The organism is Paenibacillus sp. J31P316, from assembly GCF_056269105.1.
Map to the genome: position 1 here is coordinate 132,862 of NZ_JBWDNI010000003.1, position 19,412 is coordinate 152,273.

General features: G+C 56.8%; 16 protein-coding genes and 1 pseudogene. 16 read left to right on the top strand and 1 reads right to left on the bottom strand.

All coding sequences use genetic code 11. The annotated features are described in order from the left end of the window. Positions 1–33: 33 nt before the first annotated feature. On the bottom strand, positions 34–357 hold the full coding sequence (locus tag AC0YNU_RS11790) for an STAS domain-containing protein (RefSeq protein WP_475756511.1): 324 nt from the start codon (positions 355–357) through the stop codon (positions 34–36). 416 nt (positions 358–773) lie between these two features. Here AC0YNU_RS11790 and AC0YNU_RS11795 point away from each other — a divergent pair. The 16 genes and pseudogenes from AC0YNU_RS11795 to melA form a co-directional block, all read left to right on the top strand. Then, a pseudogene (locus AC0YNU_RS11795) lies at positions 774–1,177 on the top strand (transcriptional regulator); the annotation flags it as partial. Between the two features lie 170 nt (positions 1,178–1,347). Next, positions 1,348–1,881, top strand: coding sequence for a general stress protein (locus tag AC0YNU_RS11800; RefSeq protein WP_475756513.1), 534 nt, complete (start codon positions 1,348–1,350; stop codon positions 1,879–1,881). A 179-nt stretch (positions 1,882–2,060) separates the two neighbouring features. Then, the gene (locus AC0YNU_RS11805; RefSeq protein ID WP_475756515.1) at positions 2,061–3,122 is read left to right on the top strand and encodes a LacI family DNA-binding transcriptional regulator; all 1,062 of its coding nucleotides are present in this window, start codon (positions 2,061–2,063) and stop codon (positions 3,120–3,122) included. A 308-nt stretch (positions 3,123–3,430) separates the two neighbouring features. Further along, a complete protein-coding gene (locus AC0YNU_RS11810; RefSeq protein WP_475756517.1) occupies positions 3,431–6,292 on the top strand; it encodes a beta-galactosidase in 2,862 nt (953 codons plus the stop codon). Between the two features lie 13 nt (positions 6,293–6,305). Next, complete coding sequence (locus AC0YNU_RS11815) at positions 6,306–7,268, top strand: ABC transporter permease (protein WP_475757960.1); 963 nt, start codon at positions 6,306–6,308, stop codon at positions 7,266–7,268. 15 nt (positions 7,269–7,283) lie between these two features. Further along, the gene (locus AC0YNU_RS11820) at positions 7,284–8,195 is read left to right on the top strand and encodes a carbohydrate ABC transporter permease (protein ID WP_475756518.1); all 912 of its coding nucleotides are present in this window, start codon (positions 7,284–7,286) and stop codon (positions 8,193–8,195) included. Between the two features lie 130 nt (positions 8,196–8,325). After that, positions 8,326–9,948 carry an ABC transporter substrate-binding protein gene (locus AC0YNU_RS11825; RefSeq protein WP_475756520.1) on the top strand — a complete coding sequence of 541 codons (1,623 nt, stop codon included), beginning with the start codon at positions 8,326–8,328 and terminating at the stop codon, positions 9,946–9,948. Between the two features lie 177 nt (positions 9,949–10,125). Beyond that, entirely contained in the window at positions 10,126–10,650 is a 525-nt protein-coding gene (locus AC0YNU_RS11830; RefSeq protein ID WP_475756522.1) for a sigma-70 family RNA polymerase sigma factor, read from the top strand. After that, a complete protein-coding gene (locus AC0YNU_RS11835) occupies positions 10,647–11,897 on the top strand; it encodes a hypothetical protein (RefSeq protein ID WP_475756524.1) in 1,251 nt (416 codons plus the stop codon). The genes AC0YNU_RS11830 and AC0YNU_RS11835 overlap by 4 nt, the downstream gene beginning before the upstream one ends. Continuing rightward, entirely contained in the window at positions 11,897–12,886 is a 990-nt protein-coding gene (locus AC0YNU_RS11840) for an ABC transporter ATP-binding protein (RefSeq protein ID WP_475756526.1), read from the top strand. Before AC0YNU_RS11835 ends, AC0YNU_RS11840 begins: the two co-directional genes overlap by 1 nt. Continuing rightward, a complete protein-coding gene (locus tag AC0YNU_RS11845) occupies positions 12,883–13,734 on the top strand; it encodes an ABC transporter permease (RefSeq protein ID WP_475756528.1) in 852 nt (283 codons plus the stop codon). Before AC0YNU_RS11840 ends, AC0YNU_RS11845 begins: the two co-directional genes overlap by 4 nt. Positions 13,735–13,764: 30 nt before the next feature. After that, positions 13,765–14,691: an ABC transporter ATP-binding protein gene (locus AC0YNU_RS11850; protein WP_475756530.1), complete on the top strand. Its 927-nt coding sequence runs from the start codon at positions 13,765–13,767 to the stop codon at positions 14,689–14,691. Further along, positions 14,684–15,424, top strand: coding sequence for an ABC transporter permease (locus tag AC0YNU_RS11855; protein ID WP_475756533.1), 741 nt, complete (start codon positions 14,684–14,686; stop codon positions 15,422–15,424). The genes AC0YNU_RS11850 and AC0YNU_RS11855 overlap by 8 nt, the downstream gene beginning before the upstream one ends. A 44-nt stretch (positions 15,425–15,468) precedes the next feature. Beyond that, positions 15,469–16,737, top strand: coding sequence for a SulP family inorganic anion transporter (locus AC0YNU_RS11860; protein WP_475756535.1), 1,269 nt, complete (start codon positions 15,469–15,471; stop codon positions 16,735–16,737). An 8-nt stretch (positions 16,738–16,745) separates the two neighbouring features. Next, on the top strand, positions 16,746–17,669 hold the full coding sequence (locus AC0YNU_RS11865) for an AraC family transcriptional regulator (protein ID WP_475757962.1): 924 nt from the start codon (positions 16,746–16,748) through the stop codon (positions 17,667–17,669). Between the two features lie 97 nt (positions 17,670–17,766). Then, positions 17,767–19,275: an alpha-galactosidase gene (gene melA, locus AC0YNU_RS11870; RefSeq protein ID WP_475756537.1), complete on the top strand. Its 1,509-nt coding sequence runs from the start codon at positions 17,767–17,769 to the stop codon at positions 19,273–19,275. Positions 19,276–19,412: the final 137 nt, after the last annotated feature.

Consider the following 19,412-nt stretch of genomic DNA (forward strand, 5'->3'; position numbering starts at 1 on the left):
CTATCCTTTCTTCTGCTCGCCCCGAACGGCGAATTAGGCTTGTTTAAGAAGAAACGGCGTAATGCCCGTCATGTCGAACAGCTTGCGAATGTGCGGCGGTACGGCTTCAACGGAGAAAGGCGCCTCCTTGGCATGGCGCGCTTTCAGCACGGAGACCAAAATACCGATGCCGGTGCTGTCCACGTAACGCAGTTCGCGCAAATTCAGCACGAGCTCACGATCGGTTAATTCGATGAGCGGAGACATGACCGCTCTCATCTGCACGGCGGATTCCAGATCCAGCTCGCCCCCGATATACACGATGCATTTTCCTGCTTGGTTCTCTGTACGTACGAATAATTTATCATTTTGCTTCATCGCAACGACGCTCCTGTATACTTAGTGTCATCTTGTTATGTGAAGAATTACCCCCGCTTGAAGCATGTGAAACATGGAATGGGCAAATGGGTGGAAGTTCCAAATGCGTCGTGGCGGCACCGTGGTTCGGACGGAGCGACAGGCGTTTTGGGCAGCCGGGGCAGCCCTGGATGCATGGTGTTTAGCTCAATATCCCCATAAGGCGACGAATAACTATCGATTCCTTCGACCGATTCCTTCGACTGTTCAATATGTCACATATCATGCTATGCGATGCTTGCGGCTGCATGATAGTTCGTTATTAAATCACTATAACATAGGTCGTGAAGCACACGCCGTTTTGACTAGTCACACCGGGTTCGTTGCCTGGACTTGTCGAAGCGGCTTTCTTACGTGCGGAAGCTTTAATGCGAGGAAAGGTGCGCGATTGCACCAACGGCTATCGTTATGTGGACTTGGCTTATATGCCTGGAGGCGGTGTTAAGGCTGGTTTCGAAATTCAAGGTTATGGACCTCATGCGCGCGATCTGGATGTGTGTCGATTTAAAGATTTGTGCTGGCGAAATCGTTCCTTGGCATTGGATGATTGGAATTATTGCAACGGATGTACAGATGCAACCGAGTCCGTTGGAAGCCGAGTCGATCCGCTACGCCAGGCGTCTGTTTCGGCCGTTTTCGCCTTCCGAGCTGGCCGTTCATTTGAGAACCTCCGACCAGTACGCCAGGCGGATTCTGCATCGATTAGTCGAACGCCAACTGCTGTTTGCGGCAAGTGGAACAACGATATCGTACATACGCTTTAGGAGCCCAGCAATGCTGAAAGATCCTCTGACTGAGCTTTTTACAGCCTGCCGCCATATCACCTTTTTACACTATACGTAACCTTCTCCGTCTACCCACACAAGCTCCCGCAGATTCGCATCGATCCGATTGAATCCTCGCTAAACAGGGTATACCATCCATATCCGATCATAATTGGAGGCGAAGAAGATGAGCTATAAAATCGCGATATTCGATACGCAGAACGATGCGATTCAGGCTGTCCAAGCTTTGGAAAGCGCCGGCTTCACCCCTACGGAGCTGAAGGTGATAGCGAAGAACCGGGACGAATCCCGCCGGATCGAGTCGGAGACGGACGTCCACGCGGACGAGCTGGAAGATTTGCAGGAAACACGCGCCGCATACGACGAGCATGGTTTGGGCGATCCCCGTATCCTCGCGCCCGTCGCAGTCACGCCTGGACTTGGGATGTCGGGCGGTTTTACGAGCGGAATGGCCTTCCCGGGCACGTCCTTCATCGCGGCCACGGCTTTCTTGGACGACGACACCAGCACGAACAGCGCGCTCTCAGACCTCGGCATACCGAGCGGCGATGTCGATAAGTGCAGGGAAGCGATCGCGCAGGGAGGCATCATTGTCGCGGCCGACATCGGCAACGAGTCCTCGGACGGAGGACCGGATTTATCGCGCGGCGGCGAGGCAGAAGCGGCGTTCCGAAGCTGCAGTGCCGTGCGGATTTTGTAGATTAGTGTCGTAGTCGCGGGACAGGCTGTGTCGAATGGAGCGGAATGCTCCCGGCACGGCCTTTTTGTCATTGGCCAGAACAGTCATTTACAATAGCGAAAACTCTCTGCTATGCTTATGAAAAACTGTCCACCAGGGCAGTTGCGATGCCAAATGAAGCCTAGAGGGAGAAGCTCATGATGAAATCGGTTACTGTGTACGACATCGCCAAAGAAGCGAAAGTTTCTGTCGCTACGGTCTCCCGCGTTCTGAACAACACAGCCCCGGTCAAAGCATCCACTCGCGAACGCATCCAGAGCCTGATCAACAAGTATCAATTTCAACCGAATGCCCTGGCGCGCAGCCTGATCAAGAAAGTGACGGGTATGATCGGGATCATTTTGCCCGATATCACCAATCCATTCTTCCCTGAAGTGCTCGCCGGCCTGGAGCAGGAGGCACGCAAGCAGGGGTATACGTTCTTTCTCTGCGACACGGGATCGTCCAATTTGGACAAAAAAGAGCAGTACAAGCGCGAAACGCAATACTTGAACATCCTGATCGAGAAGCAAGTGGACGGCATCATCCTGCTAGGAGGCCGGATCGACCTGCTTCATTGCAGCAAGGAAATGGCCAAGGAAGTCATGGAGATCAACAAACGCGTTCCGCTCGTGCTCATCAACGGGAACATGCCCGGCGACGATTTTCACCGGGTCGTGATCGACGAGGAAGCCGGCGGAAGAATGGTGACCGAGCATTTGATCGGGCTCGGGCATCGCGATATCGCGTTTATCGGCGGCTACCCGCAGATGTCCAACACCGTGCAGCGCCTCGAAGGATTCCGCATGGCCATGGAACGGGCGGGCTTGTCCGTTCGCGAAGAATGGATCGACCACGGCGGTTTCTCCGTCCAGCGGGGCAAAAACATGATGGGACGTCTGCTGGATATGGATATTCGGCCGACGGCTGTCGTCTGCGCGAATGACCTGGTCGGAATCGGAGCGATCAAGGCCTCGGTCAATGCCGGGCTTCAGGTCCCGCGCGACGTGTCCATTACCGGCGTCGACGGCGTTCCGCTTGGCGCAAGCGTCATTCCCGAATTAACGACAATGTCGCTGCGCTGTCTAGAGCTTGGGCGGACGGCAGCCCGCGTTCTGCATGGCCTGATCTCCAAATCCGATGACGTGCAGCTGCTGACGACGCTGCAGCCGGAGCTGATCATTCGGGAAAGCACGTCGCCGCCGGGAGAGAAAACAGGCTGAAAAAATTTTCTAAAAATCCATATTGACAGCGCTATCATTTTCCGAGTAAACTTCAAATCAAGGCAACCCTGATGGCGGGGTTACATTTTTAAACTGTTATGAAATGGGTTTCATTCATAGCGCTACATAATCACATATCCAGTATGCCCACAAGCTGCTGCACAGTGAAATACACGCTCATTACCGGAATGGAGAAGTTCACGAACCTCGTCTAATCATCCCGCATGCAGTCGTGTATTTTATTTTTGCAGTTTATGAAACGGGTTTCATGAATCCGCTTACAAATCACCGTTTGGAGGATGCCACTCATGAACATGGAAACGAAAAGCGACGCATCGCTGCAGCTGAGCGCTTCATCGCTTCGAATCGACGGGCAGGCCGAAATCATTCTCTGCGCTTCTCTCTTCTACTTCCGCATCCCCCGTGCCCAATGGCGCGAACGTATCGAGCAGGTCAAAGCCTTCGGTTACAACGCCATCGACGTTTATTTTCCTTGGAACTACCACGAACGCGAGGAAGGAAGCTGGGATTTCACCGGCGAACGCGACGCCGAGGCGTTTCTGCAGCTGGCGAAGGAAGCCGGCCTCTGGGTCGTTGCGAGACCCGGTCCTTATATCTGCTCCGAATGGGACGGAGGCGGGCTTCCCGCTTACTTATTCGCTAAGCAGGACATGGTGATTCGCAGTGCGGACCCAGCTTACATGGGCGCCGTCAAGAAGTGGTATGACCGCATCATTCCGATGCTCGCCAAGTATGAGCTGAGCCGCGGGGGCACCGTCATCTGCGTGCAGCTCGAGAACGAGCTCGACTTCTACGACTGCCCCGATCCGGCAGCATACATCGCAGGTCTTCGCGACATGGCGCTCGGCGGCGGAATCGAAGTGCCGCTCATCGCATGCGCCGGCCAAGGCGGACTGTATGAAGCATCCGGGTTGGTGGACGGCGTCGTGCCGACTTGCAACTTCTACCCGAATGACCGCGACCCTGCATTCGAGGCGAAAGCAGCTTCCTACGAACAGCGGCTGACCGGCATGAATATCCCGCTGATGGTGACGGAGACGAACCGTTCGCACTTCCTGCTTCGGCGCCTGCTCTCTTGCGGCGCCAAGCTGATCGGTCCGTACCTGCAAGTCTCAGGCACGAATTTCGGCTTTACGAACGGCACGAACAACTGGGGCGATCCGCTTGCATTCATGACGTCGGACTACGATTTCCACGGCATGATCTCGCCGGAAGGCCATGTGCGCAAGGAAGCGTACGAAGGCCGGCTGATGCGCCGAGTGATTACCGCTTACGGCGGCGCGCTGGCGGAAGCGAAATCCGAGCCGGCTTCCAATGCCGCAAGCATCGAAGGCGGACAACAGGAAGGCGGCACCTTGCTGGAGCGCCAGCTGCAGCTTCCGGGTGGAGGCAGCCTGCTCTTCCTCGCGAATGTAGGCGAGGCGGCAGAGTCGGTTCACCTGAAGCTTCGCGAGAACGAAGAAAGAGTCATCCCGCAAGCATCGCAGCTGCAGAGTGTTCCCAAACAATGCATCATCCTTCCGATAGGCGTACCGCTGAACGGCTGGGGGCTGGAAGGAACCCTTCTCTACGCGACTGCCGAGCTGTCGGATGTACGGCAAACCGCCAGCCAGAACGTGATGGTATTTCACGCAGAGACGGCAGGCGAAATCGCGCTGGCGCTGGGGCAGGCGGCATCGTTCGCCGCATCGGAAGGCATGACGGTACGACAGCAAGCCGAGTCTGGCGAGCTTGTACTGGCCTTCCAAGCCGAATCGGGCCGAATGGCTACATGCCGAATCGAGCTGGCAGATGGCCGACAACTGACCGTGGTCGGATTAGCCCGCGAAGACGCGCTGCTGCTGAAGGGGATCGAGGAGGACGGCAGACTCGCGTTCGAGCCGGGCATCGAATACGATACGCAGCCGCGCGAGCTGAACGTCGACTGGACTGCGGCACACCTAAATCCGGCCGAGACGATGTCCGCGGAGCCCGCGATTCGGATGAACAAGGCGGAATTTCTGGAGGAGAACGGCATCTATCGCGGCTTCGCCTGGTATAAGTCGGTCAACGGCGCGCCGGCAGACGCGAATGTCCAAGGGCTCCTCGTTCATCAGGGCAGCGATGCGCTCTCGCTGTACGCCGATTCCGCTTACATCGGAACATGCACGCCTGGCGGGGGCAGCCGATATTTGCCAAGCGCCGGCATCGGCAGCGGCAGCGAACTCACCGCGCGGATCGAAATGTGGGGGCATACCAATTTCGACGATCCGCGTCTACCGGCCCTTCGGCTGAACAGCATGAAAGGGCTCCGAGGGATTACGGCCGTAACGAGCAGGCAGCGATTGACCTCCAATTGGCATGTGCTGCGGGTCCATTCCGGCGTCGTCGATGCCAGGCTGTTGGATAGCGAATGCGACAACGGCGACTGGGCATCCGTCAGCTTCGGCGGCTGGCTCTCTCCGGATCATCCGGCTTACGAATATTACCGCAGACGGTTCACCGCCAGCGGGACGGCGGATTCGTTCACGCTTCATTTCAAAGGCATTCAAGCGCTGGCTCAGGTGTACGTGAACGGCGCGTATGCAGGCGATGTGCATCCATTCGATCCGTTCGTCGATATTTCCGCCCATGTGCGGCCGGGCGAAGAGGCGCAGATCACCGTCTTTCTCCAAAGGGTGCTGGGCTTGCCGGCGGGCGAAGTCACGCTCTATGAAGGAAACGGCGCGCGGGATTGGCAGCTGTCGGCTTGCGACGAAGACGGACTGCTGGCGAATGCGCAGCAGCACAAGCCGGAGGCTGGGGAATCCGAACTGCCGATCAGCTTGGAACCTGGAAGCGTCGCATGGCTCTACGGTACATTGCCGAACGAAGCGCGCGACATACCGGGCGGCTGGCGAGTTCAAGCAGAGGGCAGCGGGATCAAATTGACGGCAGCATGCAATGGTACCATCGTCGGACGGCTGTGGCTGGAAGGCGGTGCATCGAGGCCGGTTCTGAGCGGCGGCGATCAGCGTTCGTTCTACTTGCCGGGCGCTTGGATGCGGGAAGGCGGCAACGAATTAACGATTCTTCTGGAAGCGGTGGAAGCCGGAGAGGCTTCCCGGCTGGACAGATTGATCTTCATTCCCGTCGACGAGCAAATGAAGCGTAATACAAGGGAGGGGTAACATCATGAAATCGATGACGCAGGCAAGGGTGGCGGCAGCCACCCCCCGCCCGAAGGCGGAAAGAGCCGGCTGGAAGCGGTTTTGGAATAATCGGACGCTGATGCTTATGTGCGCGCCAGCCATACTGTTTTTCGCGATTTTCGCTTATCTGCCCATGCCGGGCCTGTACCTGGCATTCATTCGATACAACTACACGGACGGGATTTTCAAAAGCGCGTTCGTCGGGTGGGATAACTTCCGATTCCTCGTGATGACGGGGGATCTGTGGCGGCTGACATTCAATACGATCGCGTACAATCTCGCCTTTATCATCCTCGGCAACTGCCTGCAAATCTTCGTGGCCATTCTATTGAACGAGCTGCGCAAGAAATGGTTCAAGAAGGTGGCCCAAACGGTCATGTTTCTGCCCTTCTTCATCTCGTTCGTCATCGTCGGCCTGATCGCCTACAACATCCTCAGCTACGATTACGGCCTCTTGAACGGGATCCTCGGATCGCTGGGCATGGATCCGGTCAAAACGTATTCGAATCCGCACGTGTGGCCGTTCATCATCATCATTACGTTCCTCTGGCAATCCACCGGGTACGGCTCGATCGTCTACTTCGCCGCGATCATGGGGCTCGATTCCGAGGTCGTCGAAGCGTCCGAGATCGACGGGGCCAACGCGCTGCAGCGTATCCGTTATATCGTGCTGCCATGGCTGAAGCCGACGTTCATCATTCTGCTGCTCTTCTCGCTCGGCGGCGTGCTTCGCGGCAATTTCGGCCTGATCTACAACTTGGTCGGAGCGAACAACACCGTGCTGTACTCGACGACGGACATTATCGAAACGTATGTCTTCCGCTCGATGTTCAACAATTTCAACTTTTCCATGGGCAGCGCCGTCAGTCTGTACCAGTCCGTATTCGGCTTCATCGTCGTCATTACGGCCAACTGGCTCGTGAAGAAGGCATCGCCGGATAACTCATTGTTCTAGGAGGGAGGAAGCCCCATGCAAGGTGAAGTTGTTCGCAAAAGCATACGAAACGACGCGACATCACTGTTCGTCAGAGGTTTTGGTTACGCTTTCATCGGTCTGTTCTCATTCTGCTGCCTGATTCCGTTCTTGCTCGTGCTAGGCACGTCCTTCACGAAGGAGAGCGAGATCGTCAAGCACGGCTTCAATCTATGGCCGCGGGTATTCTCTACCTTCTCCTACAAAATCGTATTCGAGAATCCGGGTCTGATCGTAGGTTCTTACGTGGTCACGATCGGCATTACCGTCGTCGGCACGGCGGTCGGCCTGTTCTTGGTCGCGATGACGGGATACGCGCTGCAACGGCCTGACTTCCAACAGCGCAACGGAATATCGTTCTTCATCTATTTCACGACGCTGTTTTCCGGCGGATTGGTTCCGTTTTACCTGCTCGTCAAGCAATATCTGGGCTTGGGCGATAATTATTTGGCCGTGTTGCTGCCGGGTCTCATGAGTCCGTTCCTCATCATTATGATGAAAAGCTTCACGAAGTCCATCCCGCATGCGATCACGGAATCGGCCAAGATCGACGGCGCGGGCGACTTCACGATCTTCGTGCGGCTCATTCTTCCGATGGCGACCCCTGCGCTGGCCACGATCGGCCTGTTCATCGCACTCGGCTATTGGAACGAATGGTATAACGCAATGCTGTTCCTGTCAGCGGATATGAAATACCGGCCTCTCCAGCTGTTTCTATACGGCGTCATTACAAGCGCGGATTTTATCAAGAATTCGTCCGCGTCCTCCAACGTTCCGCTTCGCGACGTGCCGTTGGAATCGATGAAAATGGCCACGGCCATCGTGGCGACGGGACCGGTTATTCTGTTCTATCCGTTCGTGCAGCGTTACTTCATACAAGGGATTACCGTAGGAGCAGTAAAAGGGTAAGCATGCGCAGCGATGGCCGCAGGGAAGCGCCAGTCTTGGCACGGCCCTTATCCATATCCGCTCCGGAACGTCAGCCGTTAACGGGCGGTGCAAGAAAGCGATATTCCAATCATTGGGGAGGCTAAAAAGAATGGGACATGTAAAGAAGCTCACAGGAATTGCGCTGACGCTCGCGCTTGCCGGCAGCTTGGCGGCATGTGGCAACAACAACGACAACGGAGGATCGGCTAACGGATCGAGCGATGCCGGTAATAGCGGCAACAAAGGCAACAACGGCGCCGCGGCTGGCAATAAAGGCGATGCCGGCGGCATCGACACGAGCAAATTCGAGACGATCAGTTACGTCGTGCTCGGCGATAAGCCGAAGAACGGACAGCTCGAGAAAGTCATGGAGAAGGTGAATGCCATTCTGAAGGAGAAGGTCAATGCCGAGCTTCAGTTCAAATGGGTGGAGTGGGCGGACTGGCAGACGAAATACAACCTGCTGCTCGCATCCGGCGAACCGCTTGATTTGATCACGATCGGCACCGACTGGCTGGATACATGGGGCAATGCGCAGCGCGGAGCGTTCCTGCCGCTTAACGATATGCTGGAGAAATACGCGCCGCAGACGTTTGCGGAAATTCCGCAGGAGGACTGGGACCAAAGCAAATTCAAGGATGATATCGTGCTGATTCCGGAAGACCACTACACGCAATGGGTCAACCACGGCATCTACTATCGCGGCGACTGGGCGAAAGAATTCGGCATCACGCAGCCGATCACGGATTTCGAAACGCTCGGCAAGTACTTCCAAGGCGTTAAGGACAATAAGAAAGACGTCGTTCCTTGGGATACGAACGGTACGAACGGCACGCTCTACGCGGGCTTCACGGCAGCGTATACCGATAATATCGATCTGCCGATCGGCACCGGCTATGCAGGCGTCTTTACGGCGAAATCTTACGACGAGCGCTATACGGTCGACAGCCCGATCTTCAACGACAAGTTCGTCGATTTCGCCAAGCTGATGAAGGAATGGGCAGACAAAGGCTACTGGCGCGAAGACGTCCTGAACTACAAGGGCGACACGCGCACGGAGCTGAAGGCCGGCCAAACGGGCGCAGATGCGCATCATACGCAAACGTTCAAAGGCCTTCGCGTCGATATGGATAAACAACAACCGGGCTCCGAGCTTCAAATGTTCTCCTACTCCGATACGCGCGGCAATCTGATCTCCATGCCGATTTCGCACGGCGGCACGTCGATCGGAGCACACAGCAAGCATCCAGAACGCGCGCTCATGGTTTATGACCTGATTCGCCAGGACAAAGAGCTGTACCAGCTCATCAACTACGGCCTCGAAGGCGTGCAATACGAAATCAAAGACGGCGTGCGTACGCGTCCTGCTGCTTACGACGAAGCCAAAGACGGTTTCTACACCGACTTCTGGGGCGGCCGCGTCGACAAGAACGAAATTCCTGCGGATACCGACTGGAGCGGCATCGGCACGATCTACGAGAAATACGACCAAATCAAGAAACCGTTCCCGTACGGCAAATTCGTTTTCGACAAAACGAGCGTCGATCCGGAAATGACGGCCATCTCCCAAGTCGTCGGCGAACAAATGCCGGCTATCCTGTACGGCAAAGCCGGGGATCCGGAGAAGGCGGTTCAAGCGCTCCGCGATAAACTGAAATCCGCGGGCTTCGACAAAGTCAAAGTCGAAATCCAAAAACAACTGGATGCGTTCAAAGCATCGGAGCAAGGCTAATCGCAATAAACGCGCAAGATTAGGCGCGCTTGGGCAGCGAGAAGAACGGCTCGGCAGGGTGAGACCTGCCGGGCTGTTTTTTTGTGTTTGCTGATCGGCATCCAGAAATTGTTACGCGGGGTATGCTATATTTCAACTACATGCATCGTCTTAACTCATGAAGGAGGCGATAGTCGTATGCCGCTAGAGGAAAGGCCGGCCATGTTTCAAGCGCTGTTTCGGGAGCATTACCCGTCGGTGCTTCGCAAAATCGCCCTGTTGATCGGGGATCGCGCCGCTGCCGAGGATTTGACGCAGGAAGTGTTTTTGCGGCTGTACCGTAATCCGCCGGAGGACCTGGAGCGCGTCGGTCCTTGGCTGCACCGCGTGCTGACCCGTATCGTATATGATCATTACCGCAAGTCGGGGCGCGACTCCAATCTGGCGGAGAAGCAGCTTCATCAGGCGATGTCCGAGGAGCAGGCGCATCCGTCCAATGAAACGGCCGTCATTCAGAACTGGGAACGGGACGTCGTGCGCCAGGTGTTGAACAAGCTGTCCGAGCGCGACCGCCAAGCACTATTAATGAAGGAAAAAGGTTATAGCCATGCCGAAATCGCCGAAGCGCTGCAAGTAAATCCCAAAATCGTCGGGACTTTGCTGATGCGCGCCTCGTCTCGATTCAAGAAAAATTTGCTGATGGAGGAGGTCATGGAATCATGAGCACGAAGGATCCGAAGCATCTGAGCGCCGATCAAACGAATCCCGATTACGACGTGACGGACGAACAGATCGAAGAGGCATTGAACCGGTTGTTTCGAACCGTGAAGGATGAGGACGTGCCGGAGGTATGGGCGAAACGCCGGATCCAGGCGAAAGAAAGAGCGTTGGCCGCGCCATTCGTCCAACCAGCGCATGATCAGGTGATAGGAAAACCTGTTCAAGAAGAGACCAAGCCTTCGGCCATCGCTTCATTAGAAGGCAGCGACACGTTCCCGTCCGAAGCGGGGGCATCCGCGATCGCTTCTCTATCTGAATCGTCTAAGCTAGCATCCACGCCCGTATCCCAATCCGCGTCCGCCGTCGCTGCCCCTGGACGCGCTCGCAAGCAAAGCCGGCGCACGAGAAGATGGATCTCCGGAGTCGCCGCGGCCGCATTGGCCGGCGTGATGCTGTTTACGTCTTGGGGACAGGACGTCATGGCGAATATGCTGAACACGTTCCGGGTCCAGCATTTCGAGGCGATATCGTTAAGCGAGGCGGACTTCAACGGTTTCCGCCAGGCGCTGGAGGACGGAACGGTCGGGACGCGCCAGCTTGACCTGCGGCTGTACGGCGAAATTCAACAGAGCGGCAAAGGCACGAACCGCACGATTGGCGCCGCGGAAGCAGCGCAGCTGGCGGGCCGTCAGTTGAAGCTGCTGCCAGGAGCGGATGACAAAGCGATTGAATATATGCCGCTGCAGGAGCTTACCTTTAAGCTGCATCCGAAGGAAATCAATAAGCTGATCACGATGCTGGGCGGCAAGACGGAGTTGCCGGCGTCCATCGACAATACGCCAATCAAGCTGTCCGTGCCGAACAGCTTTACGATGGTAACGCACGCGAAGGACGGAGGGTCCTATAAGCGGCTCATGCAGCTGCCGGCTCCGGCGCTGGACGTTCCGGGTGACGTGGACGTGGAGCAGGTCCGCCAGGCGATTCTTGATCTGCCGATTCTGCCGGATACGCTACGCGCCAAGCTGGCCGCGATCGGCGACTGGCGGAGCACGCTCCCGGTGCCGTCCATGTCGGACGAGAGCACGCGGACGCTGCGCATCGGCGGCAATGACGCCATTCTGAATGCTTCGGCCAATGAGCGGACGTTGATTTGGCTGCAAAACGATTGGATGTACCTGCTCAGCGGCTCGCTCGCGGATTATCCGTCCGAGAACGACATTATGAAGGAAGCCGAAGGATTGATGAAGTGATGATTCTGCAAACGCAAGGGCTGACGAGGACATACGCTTCCGGCGTTGGCTGCATCGATATTTCCCTGGAAATACAAGAAGGCCGCATCTTCGGCCTCCTCGGTCCGAACGGAGCAGGCAAGAGCACCTTCGTCAAAATGGTGCTCGGTCTGCTGCGTCCCGACGCCGGCAGCGGCACGCTGCTCGGCAGGCCGATCGGCGATCCGGAGTCGCGGAGAGAGCTCGGGTACCTGCCCGAGCTATTCCGATTCCAGGATTGGCTTACGGGCGAAGAAGTGCTTCGTTATCATGCGGGACTAAGCGGAATGAAGCTGGGCGAGATCCGCTCTTCGCGCATGGCCTCGCGCATCCGGGAGGTGCTGCGGATGACGGGTCTCAACAACCGCGGCGCCGACCGCATCCGTCACTATTCCAAGGGCATGCAGCAGCGGCTCGGTCTGGCCTGCGCGCTCCTGATGGACCCGACGTTTATCATTCTCGACGAGCCGTCGTCCGCGCTCGATCCGATCGGACGCTACGAGGTGAGACAGCTGCTGGAACAACTGCGATCGGCAGGCAAGACCGTCTTCCTGAACACCCATCTGCTTGAGGATGTCGAGGCGGTTTGCGACGACGTCGCTTTCCTCCATCTTGGGCGGCTGCGCGCCGTCGGCTCCATGCGCGAGCTGCTGCATATCGGCAAGAGCTGGGAAATCGCGGTCGGCGGCTGGCAGCCGGAGCTGGAGGCGGGAATAGCCGGCAGCCTGCTCCCCGGCATGGCGATCGACATCGTTCGGCAGGAAACGGACGGCTCCGCGCTCCTGCGCGTATCGGCGCATAACCGGGAACAGATCGGCCATCTGAACCGACTGCTGATGGAAGAGGGCGTAACGCTGTACGAGGTCAAGCCGGTGCAGGACAGCTTGGAACAATGGTTCCTGTCTATGTCCAGCTCGAGCTCTGCCGACTCCGCCGGCAATGACGTACGGGAAGGAGGAGCGCGCGCATGATGTGGATCGTTTTCGCGGGGAAAGAGCTGCTTCGCAAGAAGATCGTGTTAATCGCGTCCGTATTGACGCTGTTCTACCTCGTCCTGTTCAATTACGTGCTGAGCAAAATGACGGTCCATCCGGAAGGCATCCTTCGGATTCCGTTTCAATCGCTCATTGCTGGCGTTTCGGCAATCACGCTCGGACTGATGTTCGCGGGCATGATCGTCGCGTTCGTCGTCTTCTTCGCCACGATGGGGACGATCTCGGGCGAATCCGAGAACGGATTGATGCTCGCTGTGCTGGCGCGGCCCATACCGCGGTGGAAGCTCTATTTGGGCAAATATTTCGGCATGGCCTTCTGGTTGTTTCTGTACAGCTCGGTCGTGTACGCGGCCATCCTGTTTTCCGTTCATCTTGCAGCCGACTTGCCGCTGCTTTGGGGAAGCGCATTGAAGGCTTGGCTGCTGTTCGTATGGGGGCCGCTGCTGCTGCTGGCGATCTCGCTGCTTGGCTCCGTGTATCTGCCGATGCTGGCGAACGGCGTCGCCTGCGCTTCGCTCTACGGGCTCAGCTTATTTTGCGGCTTCGCGGAAGGACTGTACAATATGCACGGCGGCAACGACACGCTGAGCAGCTTCTCGATGGGCATGTCGCTGCTGATTCCATCGAACGCGTTGTTTTCCCGGATGACGTACGAGATCATCGGGGGGCTGGATCTTCCGCTGCTGGGCGATTTGTTGAACCAGCTGGGGCCGTTCACGCCATTGAATGCGCCGAGCCCGGTCTTTATGGCGTACACGTTCGTATATTTGGCCGTACTGCTTGCGCTTGGCTGCCGGGCGTTCGGGCGGAAGGATATGACTTGACAGCAATGAGAGAGGGAGCGTTAGACGAAGATGGGACAGGAGATTCTGCAAGTGAAGGGCTTATGCAAACATTACAAGGGCGTCAAGGCCGTCGACGGGGTCGACATGCAACTGAAACAAGGAGATATATACGGCTTCCTGGGACAGAACGGCGCGGGCAAAACGACGACGATCCGGATGATGATGGGCCTCATCAGACCGTCATCGGGCACGGTGAAGCTGTTCGGGGAAGAAGTGGGGAAAGGAAGCAACGCCGTGCTGCGGAAGGTTGGCTCGGTAATCGAGTATCCGGGCTTCTATCCGAATCTGACGGCGATCGAGAATTTGGATCTGCATCGACGCTTGATGGGCATCAAGGATAAGCGAACGCTGGAGGAATCGCTGCACACGACGGGGTTATGGGAAGCAAGGAACCGCAAGGCTTCCAATTTCTCGCTCGGCATGAAGCAGCGTCTGGGCATTGCGCGCGCGATTCTGCACGGACCGGAGCTGCTCATTCTGGACGAGCCGACGAACGGACTCGATCCCATGGGCATCAAGGAAATCCGGCTGCTCATTCAGGAGCTGGCGCAGAAGCGGAAGATTACGATTCTCGTCTCCAGCCATATTCTTAGCGAAGTGGAACAGCTGGCGACGAAGGTCGGCATCATCCACCGCGGCGTTATGCTGGAGGAGACGACGATGAGCGAGCTGAAGCATAAGAACCGGCAATACATCGGCCTGCAGGTCGACGATTTCGCCAAGTCGCAGGATCTGCTGCGCGATCAGCTCGGCATTCGGGACTGTCGGATGGAAGACGACGGATGGCTTCGCATTTACGATGACGATCAGCAACCGGGGGAAATGAACCGTTTGCTCGTACGCCAAGGCATCGAAGTGAGCAGCCTCGTCGCCATGAAGGATTCGCTCGAAGATTACTTCGTGCGATTGGTGGAAGGAGGTGCCGCTCGTGGCTGATTTGATCGCTTGCGAATGGTTGAAATGGCGGAGATCGCGGATGCTGTGGCTGGTCTTGCTCGGAGCGCTGCTGCCCGCGCTGCTCGTGTTCGTTATTACGCTGAATGGCGCGAGTAATGACGAACCGTTCAAGTGGACGAATTATTTCGAGACGAATTTGCAAATTCAAGCGATGTTGATGTGCCCGGCCTTATTTTCGCTCCTCATTGGTTATCTGTTCGCGCGAGAGTTCCAGGAACGTACCGTTAACAATATGTTGACCGGTCCGCATTCGAGGTTGAGCGTGCTGACGGCTAAGTTCGTAATCGCCTTGCCGGTACTCACGGCCGTTCTATTGCTGTCGTTCCTGCTTTCGCTCGGCACGGGCTTCTTCTTCCACGGCGCCGCGGATGCGTTCACGATGACGATGCTCGGCAAGGAAGCCGGCAGCTTCGGGCTGCTGCTTCTGCTGCAATACGCGCTGGCGCCGGTATCGGCGGCGGTCGCGCTGCTGTGGCGGAGTTATATCCCGGCGATGGGCCTTGGCATCTTCGCCGTCATCTCGGAGATGACGATCATGCAGTCCAAGTACATCATGTACTATCCGTGGAGCGCGACGCTGAATTTGGCGACGAATATGTCGCCGGATCATAATTCCGCCGCTATAGGGTATACGACGTTGGCGATCGCGTGCGTTGTACCGCTGCTATTCATTGCCGTGTACTTCCGCCGGGCGGACGTGCACAGCGGGTAACGATGCTATATATTTGTGCGTTGACCAGCTTCCGTCACGAGGTTATGCTAACCCATAGAGGCAAGCTGCGCGCCGGGTCTCCCGGCGCGCCTTATTTCATTCCAACGGTTAGAGGTGACGGCTTGAACAGTTCTTGGCGCAATCAATGGACGACTAACGTGAAATTAAACGTGCTCGCGGGCATTACGGCGACGCTCGCGCTCATTCCGGATTCTTTGGCATTCTCGTTTATGGCCGGCGTTCCGCCGACGGTTGGCATTTACGCATCCATCTGCATTTTGCTGGTGATTACGTTTCTCGGCGGAAGGCCCGGCATGATCTCGGCGGCAGCGGGCTCGATGGCCGTGCTGATGCTGACTCTCGTGAAAGAGCATGGCATTCATTATTTATTCGCGGCAACGATTTTGACCGGACTCATTCAATATCTAATGGGCGTCTTCAAGCTGGGCAAGCTGGTGAATTATGTGCCGCAGCCGGTGCTGACGGGGTTCGTTAACGCGCTGGCGATTATGATCTTCCTGTCGCAGCTGCGCTATTTCAAGCATGCTTCCTGGACCATGTACGCGCTCGCGGCCGTGGCGCTTGTCATCATCTATGTCCTGCCGCGGTATTTCAAAGCCATCCCGTCGCCGCTCGCGGCCGTCATTCTGCTGACGTTCGCCGTCTGGGCGTTCGGGATTCACGGCGTCAGCCAAATCGGCGATATTGCGGCGATCGACGTATCGTTGCCATCGTTCCTGCTGCCGGACGTTCCGTTCTCCTGGGAGACGCTGCTGATTATTTTGCCTTACTCGTTATCGCTGGCCGTGGTCGGCTTTACGGAGACGATGCTGACGCAAAACTTGCTGGACGAGACGACCGGGGAGCGCACGGACAAGAACCGCGAAATGCGCGGCCAAGGCATTGCGAATTTCGTCGCGGGCTTCTTCGGCGGCATGGCGGGCTGCGCGCTCGTCGCGGAATCGGTGCTCAACGTGCGGATGGGCGGACGGAATCGATTGTCGACGCTCGTCGCTGCCTTGTTCTTATTGCTGCTCGTCGTCGCGCTGGGAGATTTGCTGTCGCTCGTGCCGATGGCCGCATTGGTTGGCATCATGCTGATGGTTTGCGCGGCGATCTTCGATTGGAAATCGATTTTCAAGGTACGCGAGGTTCCCGTCAGCGAGACGATCGTCATGGTCGTGACGGTCGGCGCGGTCATCATTACGCATGACCTTGCGATCGGCGTCATTGCGGGGGTTATCGTCAGCGCTTTGTTCGCGCTGCTGAAGCGCAGGTCGGCGAGAAGCCGAAGCAGCGCCACCGAAGGGTAGGGAATGTGATGACGGGCGGAAGCTTCTATGATGCGAAGTGGCGATCGGAGGGGAATTACCGGCCCAAAATCGTCGCCTACTACTACAAGCAGTGGGATGATTTCCATATGGGCTTCCATATGCATGATTCCACGGAATTCATGTATGTGATCTCCGGCACGTGCACGGTCGAGACGAAAGGCGATCTTATTGCGATGCGCAAGGGAGATCTCATCATGTTGGATGCCGGCGTGACGCATAAGCTTAGCGTCGAGAAGGGCAGTCCATGCCGGATGCTCAACGTCGAGTTCACCTTCAAGCCCTGCGAAGGTATTTTCCCGTCCTTCGGTCAGCTGGCGGAGAGCGACGCCGCCTTCTCCATGCTGCTGGAAAGCAGGTTGGATACGCTCGTGCTGCGGGACTCCGCGGATGTGCATCATATTCTGAAGACGCTCGTGCTGGAGCTGGATATTGGCGGTTCGGGGGCAGGCAGGGAAAATATGACGAATCTGCTCATTTCCCAGCTGCTCGTCCGCGTCGCGCGGCTCGCGGCGGAAGACGCGAAGAACAGCGCGGAGCGCCAAATTCATCGCTATGTCCGTACGGCAGCCGAATATCTGCACCAACATTACGACAGCGATATTCAAGCGAAGGATGTCGCCGCGGCCGTGAACCTGCATCCGGTGTACCTGCAGCGCATCTTCAAAGCGAATATGAACATGTCGATTACGGAGTATTTGGCCGAGCTTCGCATTGAGAGAGCCAAGATGCTGCTTGCCCGAACGGACGTGCCGATTATCGAGGTGGCCGATTACATCGGGCTCAACAGCCGCCAATATTTCAGCATGATGTTCAAGAAGGCGACGGGCATGTCGCCTGCCGCTTATCGCAAATCGACCGCGTCCATTCAGTTCCTACAAGAGAACCAGGTTGAAATAGTTGACATTACTTAAACAAACCTGTTGCAAATTTGGAAACGCCTTCTTATCTCGCCTGCTACAATGAGGGTAATGCAATACATTCCCCAATTGGCGAATAGGAGGCTTTTTCATGTCTTTTAAAGTGGCTTTTGTCGGAGCGGGCAGTATCGGATTCTCGCGTACGCTGCTGCGCGATTTGCTTGCCGTGCCGGAGTTCAACAATATCGAAGTTGCGTTTACTGACATCAATCAACATAATCTCGACATGGTTACGCAGCTCGTTCAGCGCGACATCCGCGAGAACGGCTTGTCCATCGAGATCCAATCGACGACGGATCGCCGCGAGGCGCTGAAGGACGCGCGCTATGTGTTCTGCGTCGTGCGCATCGGCGGTCTGGAAGCGTTCCAGCATGACGTCGACATTCCGCTCAAATATGGCGTCGACCAATGCGTCGGCGATACGCTGTGCGCGGGCGGGATCATGTACGGCCAGCGCGGCATCGCGGCCATGCTCGAAATTTGCAAAGATATCCGCGAAGTCGCGGAGCCGAATGCGCTGCTGCTCAACTACGCGAACCCGATGGCCATGCTGACGTGGGCCTGCAACAAGTACGGCGGCGTTCGCACGATCGGCCTTTGCCACGGCGTCCAAGGCGGACATCACCAAATCGCGCGCGCCCTCGGCAAGAAGAAAGAGGAAGTCGATATCATCTGCGCCGGCATCAATCACCAGACCTGGTACGTTTCCGTCAAGACGGACGGCGTCGACCGTACGGGCGATTTGCTGGAAGCGTTCGAGAGCGTGCCGGACTTCGTGCAGACGGAGAAGGTCCGCATCGACATGATGCGCCGCTTCGGCTATTACTCCACGGAGTCCAATGGACATCTGAGCGAGTACGTGCCTTGGTACCGCAAACGCGCGGACGAAATCAAGGACTGGATCGACATGGGCGTCTGGATCAACGGCGAAACCGGCGGTTACCTGCGCGTCTGCACGGAAGGCCGCAATTGGTTCGAGACCGACTTCCCGAACTGGATGAAAGCCGATCCGTACGTGTATTCCGCAGAGAATCGCGGCGAAGAGCACGGCTCCTATATTATTGAAGGTTTAGAAACGGGACGCGTCTACCGCGGCCACTTCAATGTCGTAAACAACGGCGTTATTACCAATCTGCCGGACGATGCCATCATCGAAGCGCCGGGCTATGTCGACCGTAACGGCATCAACATGCCGGTTGTCGGCGATCTGCCGCTCGGCTGCGCGGCGGTATGCAATGTCAGCATTTCCGTGCAGCGCCTTGCCGTGGAAGCTGCCGTTCATGGCGATGACAAGCTGCTTCGCCAAGCGATGATGATGGATCCGCTCGTAGGCGCGGTGTGCAATCCGAAAGAAATTTGGCAAATGGTCGACGAAATGCTCGTCGCGCAAGCGAAATGGCTGCCGCAATACACGGCTTCCGCCGAAGCTGCCGAGAAGCGTCTCGCCGCAGGACCGCTCGTGCCGACCCGCGAGAACTACCAAGGCGCGGCCCGTCTGAAGACGAAGACGATCGAAGAGCTGACCGCGGACCGCGAAGCGTCTACCCGCAACGCGCTTGAAGCGGACAAAGCGAAAGAACGTCCGGCAGCAGCGCACTAAATGGTCAACTTAAAAAGGCTCCGTGCACTCGGCTTTCTTCAATAGAAGAAGCCTTGGCACGGAGCCTTTATTATTCGCGCATTGAGCGCCTGAAGAATCTGAACACCCTAAAGTTATGATTACGAAAGCACTCGATT

Bases quoted from the DNA above. Each gene is read 5' to 3' on its own strand.
- AC0YNU_RS11790 (WP_475756511.1), bottom strand. From the start codon at position 357: ATGAAGCAAAATGATAAATTATTCGTACGTACAGAGAACCAAGCAGGA.
- AC0YNU_RS11800 (WP_475756513.1), top strand. From the start codon at position 1,348: ATGAGCTATAAAATCGCGATATTCGATACGCAGAACGATGCGATTCAG.
- AC0YNU_RS11805 (WP_475756515.1), top strand. From the start codon at position 2,061: ATGAAATCGGTTACTGTGTACGACATCGCCAAAGAAGCGAAAGTTTCT.
- AC0YNU_RS11810 (WP_475756517.1), top strand. From the start codon at position 3,431: ATGAACATGGAAACGAAAAGCGACGCATCGCTGCAGCTGAGCGCTTCA.
- AC0YNU_RS11815 (WP_475757960.1), top strand. From the start codon at position 6,306: ATGACGCAGGCAAGGGTGGCGGCAGCCACCCCCCGCCCGAAGGCGGAA.
- AC0YNU_RS11820 (WP_475756518.1), top strand. From the start codon at position 7,284: ATGCAAGGTGAAGTTGTTCGCAAAAGCATACGAAACGACGCGACATCA.
- AC0YNU_RS11825 (WP_475756520.1), top strand. From the start codon at position 8,326: ATGGGACATGTAAAGAAGCTCACAGGAATTGCGCTGACGCTCGCGCTT.
- AC0YNU_RS11830 (WP_475756522.1), top strand. From the start codon at position 10,126: ATGCCGCTAGAGGAAAGGCCGGCCATGTTTCAAGCGCTGTTTCGGGAG.
- AC0YNU_RS11835 (WP_475756524.1), top strand. From the start codon at position 10,647: ATGAGCACGAAGGATCCGAAGCATCTGAGCGCCGATCAAACGAATCCC.
- AC0YNU_RS11840 (WP_475756526.1), top strand. From the start codon at position 11,897: ATGATTCTGCAAACGCAAGGGCTGACGAGGACATACGCTTCCGGCGTT.
- AC0YNU_RS11845 (WP_475756528.1), top strand. From the start codon at position 12,883: ATGATGTGGATCGTTTTCGCGGGGAAAGAGCTGCTTCGCAAGAAGATC.
- AC0YNU_RS11850 (WP_475756530.1), top strand. From the start codon at position 13,765: ATGGGACAGGAGATTCTGCAAGTGAAGGGCTTATGCAAACATTACAAG.
- AC0YNU_RS11860 (WP_475756535.1), top strand. From the start codon at position 15,469: ATGCTAACCCATAGAGGCAAGCTGCGCGCCGGGTCTCCCGGCGCGCCT.
- AC0YNU_RS11865 (WP_475757962.1), top strand. From the start codon at position 16,746: ATGACGGGCGGAAGCTTCTATGATGCGAAGTGGCGATCGGAGGGGAAT.
- melA (WP_475756537.1), top strand. From the start codon at position 17,767: ATGTCTTTTAAAGTGGCTTTTGTCGGAGCGGGCAGTATCGGATTCTCG.